11 protein-coding genes are annotated in these 13,780 nt (G+C 65.3%); 5 read left to right on the top strand and 6 right to left on the bottom strand.

What is annotated here, in order from left to right:
• Nucleotides 1–36 precede the first annotated feature (36 nt).
• Complete coding sequence (locus GUV69_RS03625) at nt 37–1,035, bottom strand: YeiH family protein (RefSeq protein ID WP_280113776.1); 999 nt, start codon at nt 1,033–1,035, stop codon at nt 37–39.
• Between the two features lie 179 nt (nt 1,036–1,214).
• Here GUV69_RS03625 and GUV69_RS03620 point away from each other — a divergent pair, with 179 nt between their 5' ends.
• The 3 genes from GUV69_RS03620 (at nt 1,215) to GUV69_RS03610 (ending at nt 4,621) form a co-directional block, all read left to right on the top strand.
• Complete coding sequence (locus GUV69_RS03620) at nt 1,215–2,771, top strand: circularly permuted type 2 ATP-grasp protein (RefSeq protein ID WP_164199806.1); 1,557 nt, start codon at nt 1,215–1,217, stop codon at nt 2,769–2,771.
• A gap of 75 nt (nt 2,772–2,846) precedes the next feature.
• Nucleotides 2,847–3,773, top strand: a complete 927-nt coding sequence (locus GUV69_RS03615; RefSeq protein WP_164199804.1) for an alpha-E domain-containing protein — start codon at nt 2,847–2,849, stop codon at nt 3,771–3,773.
• Nucleotides 3,770–4,621 carry a transglutaminase family protein gene (locus GUV69_RS03610; protein ID WP_164199803.1) on the top strand — a complete coding sequence of 284 codons (852 nt, stop codon included), beginning with the start codon at nt 3,770–3,772 and terminating at the stop codon, nt 4,619–4,621. Before GUV69_RS03615 ends, GUV69_RS03610 begins: the two co-directional genes overlap by 4 nt.
• 18 nt (nt 4,622–4,639) lie before the next feature.
• Here the strand turns inward: GUV69_RS03610 and GUV69_RS03605 are convergent, their stop codons facing one another.
• From GUV69_RS03605 to glgC, 3 genes are all read right to left on the bottom strand, one after another.
• Nucleotides 4,640–5,107 carry a pyridoxamine 5'-phosphate oxidase family protein gene (locus GUV69_RS03605; protein WP_164199801.1) on the bottom strand — a complete coding sequence of 156 codons (468 nt, stop codon included), beginning with the start codon at nt 5,105–5,107 and terminating at the stop codon, nt 4,640–4,642.
• Nucleotides 5,108–5,156: 49 nt separating this feature from the next.
• Complete coding sequence (locus GUV69_RS03600; RefSeq protein ID WP_164199799.1) at nt 5,157–6,620, bottom strand: SDR family NAD(P)-dependent oxidoreductase; 1,464 nt, start codon at nt 6,618–6,620, stop codon at nt 5,157–5,159.
• Nucleotides 6,621–6,685: 65 nt separating this feature from the next.
• Nucleotides 6,686–8,098 (bottom strand): glucose-1-phosphate adenylyltransferase, encoded by a 1,413-nt coding sequence (glgC, locus tag GUV69_RS03595; protein WP_164199797.1) that lies wholly within the window; start codon nt 8,096–8,098, stop codon nt 6,686–6,688.
• A gap of 102 nt (nt 8,099–8,200) precedes the next feature.
• Between glgC and glgA the strand changes: the two genes are divergently transcribed.
• Nucleotides 8,201–9,394 carry a glycogen synthase gene (gene glgA, locus GUV69_RS03590; RefSeq protein ID WP_164199795.1) on the top strand — a complete coding sequence of 398 codons (1,194 nt, stop codon included), beginning with the start codon at nt 8,201–8,203 and terminating at the stop codon, nt 9,392–9,394.
• 96 nt (nt 9,395–9,490) lie between these two features.
• Here glgA and GUV69_RS03585 read toward each other — a convergent pair whose 3' ends face one another.
• Together GUV69_RS03585 and GUV69_RS03580 are read right to left on the bottom strand one after the other, a co-directional pair.
• Nucleotides 9,491–11,617 (bottom strand): acyl-CoA dehydrogenase family protein, encoded by a 2,127-nt coding sequence (locus GUV69_RS03585; protein WP_164199793.1) that lies wholly within the window; start codon nt 11,615–11,617, stop codon nt 9,491–9,493.
• A 1-nt stretch (nt 11,618) separates the two neighbouring features.
• Entirely contained in the window at nt 11,619–12,407 is a 789-nt protein-coding gene (locus GUV69_RS03580) for a TetR/AcrR family transcriptional regulator (RefSeq protein ID WP_164199791.1), read from the bottom strand.
• Here GUV69_RS03580 and GUV69_RS03575 point away from each other — a divergent pair.
• Nucleotides 12,406–13,773 (top strand): acetyl-CoA C-acetyltransferase, encoded by a 1,368-nt coding sequence (locus tag GUV69_RS03575; RefSeq protein ID WP_164199789.1) that lies wholly within the window; start codon nt 12,406–12,408, stop codon nt 13,771–13,773. The genes GUV69_RS03580 and GUV69_RS03575 overlap by 2 nt on opposite strands.
• Nucleotides 13,774–13,780: the final 7 nt, after the last annotated feature.

Here is a 13,780-nt window from a genome sequence, read left to right as displayed (position 1 = left end):
CAGCGGATCAACGCCGGCCCGGGGCGGGGCGGATGGCTAGGCAGTGATCAGCAATGCGGCCGCCAGGCCCAGCAGCGCGATCAGCAGCCATGCGGCAAGCGCCGCCAGCAGGGCCCGCGCTCCGGTGTGCAGGAGGGTGCGGATCCGCACTGCCGATCCGAGTCCGAACAGTGCCGCGCCCAACAGCACGTCCTGGAGTCCGGCGCCTGCCTCAAGCCAGCCGGCGGAGAGCCAGCCTGTGGACCGCAGGCCCACCATGGCCACGAACCCGATCACGAAGAGAGGGACGACGGGCGGGAGTGCCTGCTGGTCCGCAGTGCTGCTGGCGCGGTGGTGCAGCCCGGCCACCGCCACAACCGGTGCCAGCAGGAGCACCCGTGTGAGTTTGACGACGACGGCAATCCCCAGTGCCGCTGTGCCTGCGGTCTGAGCCGTGGCCACCACCTGGCCGACATCATGCACGGAAGCGCCCGTCCAGGCACCGAATGCCTCCGGGCTAAGCTGCAGCGGATGCATCAGAAGCGGCAGCAGCCCGATCGCCAGCGTGCCGCACAGCGTCACGAGCGCCACAGGCAGGACGGTGTCCACATGCCGGATCCGGCGCACGGCCGCCATCGCGCCAATGGCTGATGCCCCGCAGATCGAAAAGCCCGTGGCCACCAGGAGCGCGGTCTCACGGGGCAGCCGGAACAGGCGCACCAGGAGGTAGGTGCCGGCGAAGCTCAGCAGCACCACCCCGGTGACCAAAACCATGGCCAGCCAGCCAAGGCCCACAATGTCCATGATGCTCACCTTGAGGCCCAGGAGGATGATGCCGCCGCGCATGAGGTGCTTGCCCGCGAAGTCCAGGCCCGGCCGTGCCCGGCCCGCGATCCAGACTGCCGTGCCGGGCAGGTTCGCTGCGAGCAGTCCCAAGGCCACCGCCACCGTCATGGCGGGAAGGACGGGCACTGCGGCGTGCAGGGCGAAGGCCATGGCGAGAGCGACGGCAGCTGTCACGAGGCCCGGGAGGAGCCTGTCTGCATTCGAGGGCAGCCAGGCCCATCGGCGCCTCCCGTTCCGGCCGTTTCCGGGGCTCCCTGCGTTAGTCTTTTCTGGCACTCACCTACCTTGCCGGATGCCGCGCGTATTCACCGAACCGGCCCGGGCCCCGCAACACGCCACAATGGATGGCGGTAATGAATTCGAAACAAAAAGATGGTTGGCTAAAGAACATGTCAGACCTTTTCCAGGATTACTCCGTGGCCGCCGGGCGCACCGGCGCCTACGACGAGATGTTCACCCCCGGCCAGGAAGCCCGCGAGTCATATGCGGAGGTTGCGGACGCCCTCGGCAAGCTGTCCCTCGCCGACGTCAGCGCCCGGGCGGACTCGATGGCGCGGACGTTCCTGGACCGCGGCGTGACCTTTGACTTCGCGGGGGAGGAGCGCCCCTTCCCGCTCGACATCGTGCCGCGCGTTATTCCCGCCGACGAGTGGACCGTGCTGGAAAAAGGCGTGGCACAGCGCGTCCGGGCCCTTGAAGCCTTCCTCAACGACGTCTACGACAAAATGAACGTTGTGGCCGATGGCGTCATCCCGCGCCAGCTCGTCACCACCAGCGCACACTTCCACCGGCAGGTGCACGGCTTCGAACCGGCCGGCGGCGTCCGGGTGCACATTTCCGGCATCGACGTGGTCCGTGACGCCGCGGGGACGTTCCGTGTCCTGGAAGACAACGTGCGCGTGCCGTCCGGCGTCAGCTACGTCCTGGAGAACCGGCGCGCCATGGCCAAAGGCCTGCCGGAGGCCTTCGGGCAGCAGCTCATCCGCCCGGTGGAAGAGTACCCGCGCCGGCTTCTGTCGGCTCTGCGCAAAACGGCCCCCGCCGGCGTCGACGATCCCACCGTGGTGGTTCTGACCCCCGGGGTCTTCAACAGCGCCTACTTTGAACACACCCTGCTGGCCGGCCTGATGGGCGTTGAGCTTGTGGAAGGGCGGGACCTCATCTGCCGCGGCAATCGCGTCTACATGCGCACCACGGCAGGCGAGCAGCGCGTGGACGTGATCTACAAACGGATCGACGACGAATTCCTTGACCCGCTGCAGTTCCGCTCGGACTCCATGCTCGGCTGCCCCGGGCTGGTCAACGCGGCACGCGCCGGCGGAGTAACCATCGCCAACGCCGTGGGCAACGGCGTTGCCGATGACAAACTCGTCTACAGCTATGTTCCTGACCTCATCCGTTACTACCTCAGCGAGGAACCCGTCATCGCGAACGTGGACACCTACCGCCTTGAGGAAAAGGAAGCCCGGGAGTACGTCCTGGACAACCTGGCCGAGCTTGTAGTCAAGCCTGTGGACGGCTCCGGCGGCAAAGGCCTTGTGATCGGTCCGGACGCCTCGAAGGATGAACTGGATGCCCTGCGCCAGCGGGTCATTGCCGATCCGCGCGGCTGGATCGCCCAGCCGGTCCTGCAGCTTTCCACCGTTCCCACCCTGGGCGGCGATAAGTTCGGCCCGCGGCACGTGGACCTGCGCCCCTTCGCCGTGAACGACGGCGACGACGTCTGGGTGCTGCCCGGCGGCCTGACCAGGGTTGCGTTGAAGGAAGGCTCGCTGATTGTGAATTCCAGCCAGGGCGGTGGCTCGAAGGACACCTGGGTCCTGGCAGGTTCACCCCAGGTGCCTGTGGAGACGGTTCCGCGGCCCTCGATTTCCATCCGCGAGCGGGTGTCGGTCTGGCCAGTGGAAAGCAACTGGCGCGACCGCCAGTCGGAGCAGCAGCAGTGAGCCGGGCTGTGGAACAGGCAGAATTGTTCACGGGTTCATCCCCTCAGATTTCAGACGTGCAGGAGGTCACCGCGAATGCTTAGCCGTATTGCTGAGTCCCTTTTTTGGATCGGACGCTATGTGGAGCGGGCCGACGGTACTGCACGCATCCTGGACGTGCACCTGGAACGGCTCAACCACCTGCCCATGGATGAGCGCCGCCGTGTGGCGCAGGAACTCCTCGCCGTTATGGGTGCCCGTCCGCAGAGCGAGGAGTTCGGCCTGCCTGAACTCCTGCACGCCCTGGCGTACGACAAGACCAGTGCCACCTCCATCGCCGGATCGTTGGGGGCCGCGCGTGAGAACGCCCGCCGCGCCCGCGAAACGGTGTCCTCGGGCCTCTGGGAAAGCCTCAACACCACCTACTACGGGCTCAGCCAGCACCGCAAGGACGTGGTGGGCACCTACCGGTTCTGCAACTGGACGCTGGAGCGGACAGCCATGGTCAGCGGCCTGGCCGACACCACCGTGAGCCACGACGAAAGCTGGCTGTTCCTGGTGCTTGGCCGCTCCCTGGAGCGCGCCGACATGACCGCCCGGATGCTCTCCACCCGGGATGTCCTGTCCGCAGGCATGTCCTGGGTCAACATGCTGCGCTGCGCCGGCGCCTATGAGTCGTTCCTGCGGACCCGGCGCGCCGCCTTCGGGGACCAGCACGCCGCCGAGTTCCTCCTCCTGGACCGGCTGTTCCCGCGGTCAATCGTCTACGCACTGCGGGACGCCGACGAGTGCCTCGCGAAGCTGGATCCGTCCGCGCAGCGCGTGGGATTCATCAACGATGCCCGCAGGATCGTGGGCCAGGCCCGCACGTTCCTCGAGTTCCACCGTACAGACGATCTGATGTCCGAACTGCCCGAGCACATGGAACGCGTGCAGAAGGCTGTGGCCCAGGCCTCGGACGCCATTTCCCGTAAATACTTCAATCAGGCGGACGAACTGGCCTGGGTGGGAGAAGTTTCATGACCCGGCTGAATATCATCCACACCACGGCCTACAAGTACAACAAGCGCGTCACGCTGTCGTACAACGAAGCCCGGATGACCCCGCTGACGGATGCCCAGCAGGTGGTCCTCGAATCGGTGCTCAAGGTCTCGCCGTCACAGGCAGCCGTGAGCAACTACCGGGATTACTGGGGAACCAGGGTGACCGCCTTTGATATGCAGATGCCGCACGAGCACCTAGAGGTCGTCTCCAACATCACGGTTGAAGTGCACCGTGCCGAGAAGATTCCGGCCGACGCCGACATCGTTGGCTGGGACGTGCTGTCCTCCCAGGACACGCTGAACACCTTCAGCGACTGGCTGCCGCAGTCGCAGCTCAGCGGCCCGGGCGCTGAGGTGCTCGGAATCATTCCCGGCGTGGTTGCGGGCAAGAACCCCCACGAGGCTGCCATCGCCATCTTTGAGTGGATGCGCGGCGAGATGACGTACATGTCGGGTTCCACAGCTGTCACCACCAATGCTGAGGAAGCCTGGGGCCAGCGGCAGGGCGTCTGCCAGGACCTCGCGCATCTTGCCATCGGTGCGCTGCGCAGCTGCGGCATCCCCGCCAGGTATGTCTCCGGTTACCTGCACCCGCGGTCGACGGCGGACATCGGCGAGACAGTCGCCGGCCAGTCGCATGCATGGCTGGAGTTCTGGGACGGCGCCTGGCGCAGCTGGGACCCCACCAACCACAAACCCGCCGGCGACTTCCATGTCACTGTGGCCAGGGGCCGTGACTACCGCGACGTCCCGCCGCTGAAAGGCATCCTGTCCGGCGGCGGGGGATCCGCGTTGAGCGTCAGCGTGGAAATCACCCGGCTTGTGTAAGCCGGGTGTCCACGGCTGTCACTCGGGGGAGGCTTTGGCGGCCCCGCTCAGCTGAGTCCACCACGTCATCGGGGCGGTGACCTTGAACCGCCGCCCCGTCAGGGAGTCAGGGCTCACCCTGATGAAGCTGTCCTTCTTGCCGGCCTGCCAGGGGAAGAGGAAGAGGGCAGCAGTATCCAGGACACCCTCTGTGCCCTTGATTTCCTTTGCCTGCCCTTTGAGCACCACGCTCCAGGCCAGGCCGCTGACGGCGTCCACGCCGTCAGCTTCAACAGCCACCGGAGATTCTCCGGTGGCTGCGGAAAGCTTGGTCCCTTGGCCGGTACGGAAGACGATGCTTCCGCCGTCCACGGTGTAGTTGATGGGGAAGATGTCTGGATGGCCGTCCACGAGGACGGCGAGCCGGCCCACGGAGACGGTCCGGAGGAGTTCCCAGCACTCGTGGTGCTCCAGGTTGTGTACTTCGGTAATTGATTCGCTGCTCATGACGCCGAGCCTACGCTGTGCCGCACCGGTCAGCACAGTGCCCTTCGACTTACCAGGGGCTGGGCTTGTAATCCTTGAGGAAGACCCCGTACTGGTCCTCGCCGTTCTCGCCCATGACGATCGGATCGTAGACCCTGGCGGCACCGTCCACCAGGTCCAGGGGCGCATGGAAGCCCTCGTCCATCAGGCGGACCTTGGTAAAGTGGGGGCGTTCATCGGTGATCCAGCCCGTGTCAACGGCCGTCATCAGGATCCCGTCAGCGTCCAGCATTTCCTGCGCGCTGGTCCGCGTCATCATATTCAGCGCCGCCTTGGCCATATTGGTGTGGGGGTGGCCCGGCCCCTTGTACGCGCGCGAAAACTGGCCTTCCATGGCGGAGACGTTCACGATGTATTTCCGGTGGGCCGTAGAGCGCTTCATCGCATCGCGGAGCCTGCTGACCAGCAGGAAGGGTGCCGTCACGTTGCAGAGCTGAACCTCGAGCATCTCCAGGGGATCCACCTCGTCCACTACCTGGGTCCAGCTGTTGATGGTGGCAAGATCCGGAACCAGCCCGCCGGCGTCGATCGCTGTTCCTGAGGCGATTCGCTCCAGGGAGGCCGAACCGGTGGAGAGCGCCAGCGACGTGATGGCGTCGCCCGCCAGTACGGGATGGTCAGTGACTGTGCTGGCAAGGGCAAGCGGGTGCTTGTCGTGGGCGTGGCCGAACGTCAGCAGCTCCGGGCCGCCGTTGGCGGGCTCCAGTTCGGGCGGCAGTGCCTCGTCCTCAGCGTCAACCAGCGGCTTGTAGGCGTTGCCGGAGCGGCGGACGGTCTGGGCGGCGTTGTTGATGATGATGTCCAGCGGGCCGGCGGCGTTCAGCGAATCCGTCAGGGCCATGACCTGGGACGGGTCGCGAAGGTCGATGCCCACAATGCGGAGCCGGTGCAGCCACTCGCCGCTGTCTTCCATGGCGGCGAACCTGCGAGCGGCATCCTTGGGGAACCTGGTGGTGATGGTGGTGTGGGCGCCGTCCCGGAGCAGGCGGAGGGCGATGTACATGCCGATCTTCGCCCGGCCGCCGGTGAGCAGCGCCCGCCGGCCCGTAAGGTCCGTGCGGGCGTCCCGCTTGCTGTGGCTGAAGGCGGCACATTCAGGGCAGAGCTGGTGATAGAACGCATCCACCTGGGTGTAGTGCTGTTTGCAGATATAGCAAGGCCGGGACCGGATGAGGTGCCCGGCGATCTGGCCTGTGGCAGAGGTGGCCAGTTTGTTGCCGCGCGTCTCATCGTCGATACGGTCCGGCGCCGCCGTTGCCGTCTGGGCGATTACTGCCCGGTCTGCTTCCGAGATTAGGTCCCGCTTGGTCACACGGCGGTGACGCTTCACAGCCTTGAACATTTTCCCGGTGGCACGGCGCACCGAAACATAGTCCGGATGTTCCTCGTCGTAGACGTGGATGGTGTTCAGAACCTTGAGGCAGGCCTGAATTTCTTCAGGCGTCAGCCCGGCTGACAGATCGGGGGAGCTCATTGCCCCAATTTTACAGCCTGTAAGGAGCCCGGCCCAACGGTGGGTTACCGGGCTCCCGGCGGGCTCTAGGACTTGGTGGAGTTGCCCTGCATTGAGACACCGACGGCGGCTGCCTGTACTTCGGCGACCTTGTCCACTGACTCACGCAACTCGGACCACTTTTCGGTCGCGGCCTTGACTGCGTCCGGCACGATGACAAGATTGGCAGCGGCCAGGGCGCGCTCGGCGTCGTCCGGTTCGGGGACTACCTGCCCCTTCGACAGTACGGTGATGCCGGAGTCGGTGACCTTGAACCCGCGGGCCCGGTCGAGGTCGTGATCAAGGCCGATCGTGGCGCCCGCCGGGACCTTGACGTTTTTGTCGAGGATGGCGCGCTTGACGACGGCGCCTTCCCCGATATTGACCTTGTCCATCAGCACCGAGTCGAGCACGCGGCTGGACCTGCCGACAAAGACATCGTTGGAGAGCACCGAGCCTTCCACGATGCCGCCGGAGATCACGCAGCCGCTAGCAACAATGGAATCCAATGCCGAGCCGACCGTATTGCCCTCGCCGCGGACGAACTTAGCGGGCGGCGAGATGCTCTGCCGCGTGTAGATGGGCCATTCCGAGTTGTACAGGTTGAAGATCGGCACCGGCGAGATGAGGTCCATGTGCGCATCGTAGAAAGAGTCGATGGTGCCGACATCGCGCCAGTACGTACGGTCACGTTCGGTGGAGCCGGGAATGTCATTGAGCGTGAAGTCGTAGACACCGGCCTCACCCTGGCTGACGAAGTAGGGGATGATGTCACCGCCCATGTCGTGCTTGGTATCAAGTCGTTCGGCGTCAACGTGCAACGCTTCCACCAGGGCGTCGGCATCGAAGACGTAGTTGCCCATGGAAGCCAGGAACTGGCTGGGATCGGCTGCAAGGCCGGGTGTGGTGGCGGGCTTCTCCACGAATGCCGCAATCTTCTGCGCATCGTTCTGGTCCACTTCGATCACACCGAACTGGTTGGCCATGTTCAGCGGCTGGCGCACGGCGGCCACGGTGGCTTTGGCCCCGCTCTGCACGTGCTGTTCCACCATTTGGGCGAAGTCCATGCGGTAGACGTGGTCCGCGCCAACAACGACGACGATGTCGGGGTTGGCGTCGTGGATCAGGTTCAGGGACTGATAGATGGCGTTTGCGCTGCCCAGGAACCAGCTCTTCCCCACGCGCTGCTGCGCGGGCACGGAAGCGACGTAGTTGCCGAGCTGCGTGGACATCCGCCACGCTTCGGAAATATGCCGGTCAAGGCTGTGGGATTTATATTGCGTCAGGACCACGATCTGCAAATAACGCGAATTCACCAGGTTGGAAATCGCAAAATCGATCAGGCGGTAACTGCCGGCAAAGGGCACAGCAGGCTTGGCCCGGTCTGCCGTCAGTGGCATAAGCCGGTTTCCCTCGCCGCCTGCAAGGACAATGGCCAGGACTTTTTTGTTCAACGGCATAGTGGTCGCTCCTGTACGCCTTCGTAACTCCCCAAAACAGTCCGGCATGCCCGGACTCCTTCACACTAGAACAGATACTGCGGAAGGACTACCTTGGGTAACGTGCGAATAGATATTGTGACTAAAGAATTCCCGCCGGAGATTTACGGTGGCGCCGGAGTCCACGTGGCCGAGTTGAGCAGGGTGCTTAGTAAGCATGTTGACCTGCAGGTTCGCGCTTTCGGGGCGCCCCGCGACGCTGACTACCACGGTGCCGGGGTGACCTCCTACGCCGTGCCAGAGGATCTGGGTTCGGCCAACGCGGCCGTCCAGACACTGGGTGTCGATCTGCGGATCGTGCCGGACATCGAGGGAGCCGATCTGGTCCACTCCCACACTTGGTACGCGAACATGGCGGGGCATCTGGCGTCACTGCTGCACGGCATCCCGCACGTGCTCAGCGCGCACAGCCTGGAGCCGCTGCGGCCGTGGAAGGCCGAGCAGCTCGGCGGCGGCTATGCCCTGTCCTCCTGGGTGGAGAAGACCGCCTATGAGGCAGCGGCGGCCATTATCGCCGTCTCGGAGGGCATGCGCCAGGACATCCTGCGCAGCTACCCGGACGTTGACCCTGCCAAAGTCAAGGTGGTCCACAACGGCATCGACGTCGGGCTCTGGCAGCGCGATGAATCCGAAGACGGCGTACGTGCGCTCGGAATCGACCCGCAGAAGCCGAGCGTGGTCTTTGTTGGCCGCAACACCCGCCAGAAGGGGGTCCCGTACCTGCTGCGGGCCGCCGCCAAGCTGCCCGCCGACGTTCAGCTGGTTCTCTGCCTGGGCGCAGCGGATACCCCCGAGCTCGCTGCCGAAACGGCGCGGCTCATCGAGGAGCTGCAGCAACAGCGCACCGGCGTCATCCTCATCGAGCGGATGCTGCCACGCAACGAACTCATCCAGGTCCTGAGCCACGCAACGGCGTTCGCGTGCCCGTCGATCTATGAGCCGCTCGGCATTGTGAACCTCGAAGCCATGGCCTGCGGTGCTGCCGTGGTTGCCAGCGCCACCGGCGGCATCCCGGAGGTGGTCCAGCACGGTGAAACCGGCCTGCTGGTTGACCTCGAGCAGGTCACCGACGGTACCGGCACGCCGCTGGATCCGGAGAAGTTTGTCACCGAGTTCGCTGCGGCCCTGACCGAGGTGGTGTCCGATCCTGCGCGGGCGCGTGCCATGGGGGAGGCAGGCCGCCGGCGTGCCGAGGAGCACTTCTCGTGGGAGTCCATCACGGAAACAACCCTGGAGGTCTACCGCTCGGTGCTCTGACGCCGGGTCGGTGACAAACCAGTTAACGTACGACGGCGCCGCTCCCCACACAAGGGGAGCGGCGCCGTCGTACGCGCTTAAGTCATGTTGTAGCGGTCAGTGCTGCGTGGTGCGCAGGGCGGCCGCCGCACGTGCCAGCAACACCTTCTCGTCGACGGGGGCGTTGCCACTGGCCCGCTGTCCCCTGACGTAGGCCCGGGCCTCGTCCTGCCGGGTCTTTTCGGCGCCCGTGAAGATCGCAGACCGCACGTGCTCATCGCCGTACCCGAAAGCGTCAACGAGGTCCAGGGCGTGTGGCCGGATTTTGACCAGGAGACGGTTGATGTAGTCACCCACGGTTCGGGCCCGCTGCATGGAGAGCCGGCCGTTCATGAGGTACCAGGCGAGGTTCTTTTCGATCAGCGACAAACCGAACAGGTCGCGGAGCCACGTGAGCACCATCTTTGTGCCCGGATCCCTGACTTCTGCCAGGGCTTCCGTAAAGGCCTCCCACTGCAGGAGTTCCGCGTGTGCCTGGGCTGCGTCGATCAACTCGTTCTGGTGCTGGTTGAACAGGGCGGCGCCCTTCTCAAGGGGCAGCCTGTTGGCGCCCTTCAAAGCGGCCCCAACGTCCGCCACCATTGTCTGGACGCGGTCCGTCAGGAGCTCTCGCTGGCCTTCCGCGTCGCGGAGGGCAATGGCTGCCTTCTGAACGGATCCGGTATCGGCCACAAACTGCGCCACCTGCCGGAGCCCCGTGCGGTGGATCGCCGCGCCCGTTGCCTGTGCCACGACATAGCGGGCCAGCACGCCGAAATCCACGTTCCTGAATTCCTTGGCGTAGTCAGCCAGGAGGCGCTTGGCCACGAGTTGCAGCAGCACCGTGTTGTCACCCTCAAACGTGACGTACACATCCAGGTCTGCCCGCAGGGACGCGAAGCGGTTTTCGATCAGGAAGCCTGCCCCGCCGCAGGCCTCGCGGCATTCCTGCAGGGTATCGAGCGCATGCCAGGTGCTGAGCGGCTTGAGCGCGGCCGCGAGAGTCTCGAGGTCCTGGCGGTCTTCATCCGTGTCGTGCGCCCCGGAGAAGACGTCGTCGAACTTCCGGAGCAACTTCTCATGGGCGAAGCCCGCGGCGTAGGTGGTTGCCAGTCGCGTGAAGAGGCGGCGCTGGTGCCGCTGGTAGTCCAGGAGGACTTCTTCATCCGTGTGGGAGGACGCGTTGAACTGGCGCCGCTCGGTGGCGTAACGGATGGCGGCGGTCAGGGCTATCTTCGATGCTGCAACGGCCGCTCCGTCCAGGGACACGCGGCCCTGGACGAGGGTGCCCAGCATGGTGAAGAAGCGGCGGCCCGGGCTGGCGATGGAGGATGTGTAGGTGCCATCGGCTGCCACGTCGCCGTAGCGGTTCAGGAGGTTCGTCCGCGGGATGCGGACATGGTCGAAGTGCAGCCGGCCATTGTCGATACCGTTGAGGCCGCCCTTGACGCCGTCGTCCTCGCCGCCGATGCCCGGCAGGAAGGCCTTGGTCAGCGGATCCCGGAGGTCCACGTAGAACGCGTGTACGCCATGGTTGACACCTTTGGTCACAAGCTGGGCGAACACCACCGCGCCCAGGCCGTCGATCGCTGCGTTCCCGATGTAATCCTTCCATGCCGCCCGGAACGGTGTGTGGATCACAAATTCCCGGGATTCGGCGTCGTACGTGGCGGTGGTGGCGATGCTGGCAACGTCGGAGCCATGGCCGGTCTCGGTCATGGCGAAGCAGCCGGGGATGTCCAGGTTCATGATGCCCGGCAGCCACTTGGCGTGGTGTTCGGCCGTGCCCAGGTGCATCACGGCCGAGCCGAAGAGGCCCCACTGGACCCCGGCCTTGATCTGCAGCGACGGGTCCGCTGTGACCAGCTCCTCGAAACCTGCCACGTTCCCGCCGTGGTCATCGGCGCCGCCCAGTGCCGCAGGGAAGGCACGGTGCACGGCACCGTGCTCCACGAGGAACCTGAGCTGCCCGAACGTCCGCTTGCGGTGCTCAGTGTGCGTCAGGCCCTCTGTCTTGAACAGTGCAGGGTCACCCGCCAAAGCGCGCGCGTGCAGGCGGGATTGGGCCCACTTGCCTAGGAGCTGTTCACCAAGGGCGGCGACGTCGACGGCGGGCTTCCCGGCCGGCCGCGGAGTGCCCGGGGCTGCGGCAGCTGCTTTGATTCCCGCGTCCTGGCCGCCTGGCCGGTCCACTACTTCAGTCATGTCAATGTCCTTCGTTGGTTCTGACAGTTGTTTCTGAAAGCTCAGGTGTTTGTGAAAGTTCAGGCGCGATTCCCACGCAGAGCCAGGAAGTGATTTGCTGCGCCATGGCTTCCTGGTCCGGTTTGGCTGGCGAGTCCGCAGTGCTGAGCCATTGTTCCCCGGCATTCCGGACCAGTCCGATGGCAGCGGTGGGCCAGTAGCCGATGACCGCCTCCCGTCCGTCGCCCAGATGCGTCCGCATCGGAGCGGCGATCATCTCGGCGATGGAGTCAAAAAAGTGCCCCAGGGCTCCAGAAATTGCGGCCGACCCGTGCCGGCCGTCCGCGTCCACGGGCGCATAGCGGGTGACGAAGCTGTAGACATTGGGGCTCGTTTCTGCCATCTGGAGGTAGGCCGAAATCATCGCCAGAAGGCCCTCCCTCGGTGTCTGTGCACTCTGGGCGGCCTCGCGGATCTTGCGCTGCATCTGGCTGAGGACAACTTCCCCCACCGCCTGCTGGAGGCCTGCTTTGTCGCCGAAATAGCGGTAAAACACAGACTTCGATGTTCCGGCCGCGGCAGCAATCTCCTCCATGGAGGCGTCGCTGCCCAGCGCATGGACAGCACGCCGTGCGGATTTGATGAGCTCCCGACGGCGTTCTTCCCGGTGGGATTGCCAGCGGGCTGAGCGGCCGTCGGCACTGGCGCCGTCAGCCGGCGTCGGAAGTTCAGGGGGGAGGTTGTTCACGATACCCAGCGTATCAGGTACGCTGGGTATCGGTAACCGTCGCAGATCAGAGGAGACACCCATGTCCGTCAACGGACAGTCCGCAACCGGACCCCAGGAATCCACCAGCCCCTCGGTATCGGGGGCAGGGCGGCCAACCCGCCAGGCCGTGATCGTGGGCGGTAACAGGATTCCTTTCGCCCGGTCGGGCGGGGCCTACACCAAGTCCTCCAACCAGGACATGCTGACGGCTGCGCTGGACGGCCTGATTGCCAGGTTCGGGCTCCAGGATGAGCGGATCGGCGAAGTGGCCGCCGGTGCGGTGCTGAAGCACTCCCGCGATTTCAACCTCACCCGCGAAGCAGTCCTGGGTTCAGCCCTGTCAGCGGAGACCCCCGCCTACGACCTCCAGCAGGCATGCGCCACGGGACTGGAGACGGTCCTGGGCCTGGCCAACAAGATCAAGCTGGGCCAGATCGAGTCAGCCATCGCCGGTGGCGTGGACTCGGCCTCGGATGCCCCCATTGCTGTCAGCGAAGGCCTGCGCGGGGTCCTCCTGGACCTCAGCCGCGCCAAGACCCTGCCACAGCGCCTGCAGGTACTCAGCCGGCTGCGGCCCAAGGACCTCGCCCCGGACGCCCCCAGTACCGGCGAACCCAGGACGGGCCTGTCCATGGGGGAGCACCAGGCCCTCACCACGGCCCAGTGGAACATTTCGCGCGAGGCGCAGGATGAACTCGCCTTCAACAGCCACCGCAACCTGGCCGCCGCCTACGACGCAGGATTCTTTGACGACCTCCTCACGCCCTACCGGGGGCTGGCAAAGGACTCGAACCTTCGGCCGGACACCACGTTGGAGAAGCTGGCAACCCTCAAGCCTGTCTTCGGCAAGAACCTGGGCGCTGAAGCAACAATGACCGCGGGGAACTCCACCCCTCTGACCGACGGGGCATCCACTGTCCTGCTTGCATCTGCGGAATGGGCCCAAGCACACGATCTGCCGATGCTCGCAACTGTGGTGGATGGTGAAGCCGCCGCTGTGGACTTCGTCCACGGCAAAGACGGCCTGCTGATGGCGCCGGCCTTCGCTGTCCCGCGGCTGCTTGCCCGCAACGGACTGACCCTGGAAGACTTCGACTTCTTTGAGATCCACGAAGCTTTCGCCGGGACTGTCCTGAGCACTTTGGCCGCATGGGAAGACGAGGAATTCGGCCGCACCCGGCTTGGCCTGGACGGAGCCTTCGGCAGCATCGACAGGGCCAGGCTCAACGTCAACGGCTCATCCCTGGCAGCGGGCCATCCGTTTGCGGCGACCGGCGGGCGCATCGTCGCCTCCTTGGCCAAGATGCTGCAGGAGAAGGGCACGGTGAACGGAAGGCCCGCACGAGGCCTTATTTCCATCTGCGCCGCCGGCGGCCAGGGCGTCGTCGCAATTCTCGAAGCCGCGTAGGAGCACC

The organism is [Micrococcus luteus] ATCC 49442 (genome assembly GCF_010367585.1).
GTDB classification, from domain to species: Bacteria; Actinomycetota; Actinomycetes; order Actinomycetales; family Micrococcaceae; genus Arthrobacter; species Arthrobacter luteus_A.
This window is presented reverse-complemented; position numbering and strand designations above follow the sequence as displayed.

Bases quoted from the DNA above. Each gene is read 5' to 3' on its own strand.
- GUV69_RS03600 (WP_164199799.1), bottom strand. From the start codon at position 6,620: ATGAGCTCCCCCGATCTGTCAGCCGGGCTGACGCCTGAAGAAATTCAG.
- GUV69_RS03615 (WP_164199804.1), top strand. From the start codon at position 2,847: ATGCTTAGCCGTATTGCTGAGTCCCTTTTTTGGATCGGACGCTATGTG.
- GUV69_RS03610 (WP_164199803.1), top strand. From the start codon at position 3,770: ATGACCCGGCTGAATATCATCCACACCACGGCCTACAAGTACAACAAG.
- glgC (WP_164199797.1), bottom strand. From the start codon at position 8,098: ATGCCGTTGAACAAAAAAGTCCTGGCCATTGTCCTTGCAGGCGGCGAG.
- GUV69_RS03605 (WP_164199801.1), bottom strand. From the start codon at position 5,107: ATGAGCAGCGAATCAATTACCGAAGTACACAACCTGGAGCACCACGAG.
- GUV69_RS03585 (WP_164199793.1), bottom strand. From the start codon at position 11,617: ATGACTGAAGTAGTGGACCGGCCAGGCGGCCAGGACGCGGGAATCAAA.
- GUV69_RS03575 (WP_164199789.1), top strand. From the start codon at position 12,406: ATGTCCGTCAACGGACAGTCCGCAACCGGACCCCAGGAATCCACCAGC.
- GUV69_RS03580 (WP_164199791.1), bottom strand. From the start codon at position 12,407: ATGGGTGTCTCCTCTGATCTGCGACGGTTACCGATACCCAGCGTACCT.
- GUV69_RS03620 (WP_164199806.1), top strand. From the start codon at position 1,215: ATGTCAGACCTTTTCCAGGATTACTCCGTGGCCGCCGGGCGCACCGGC.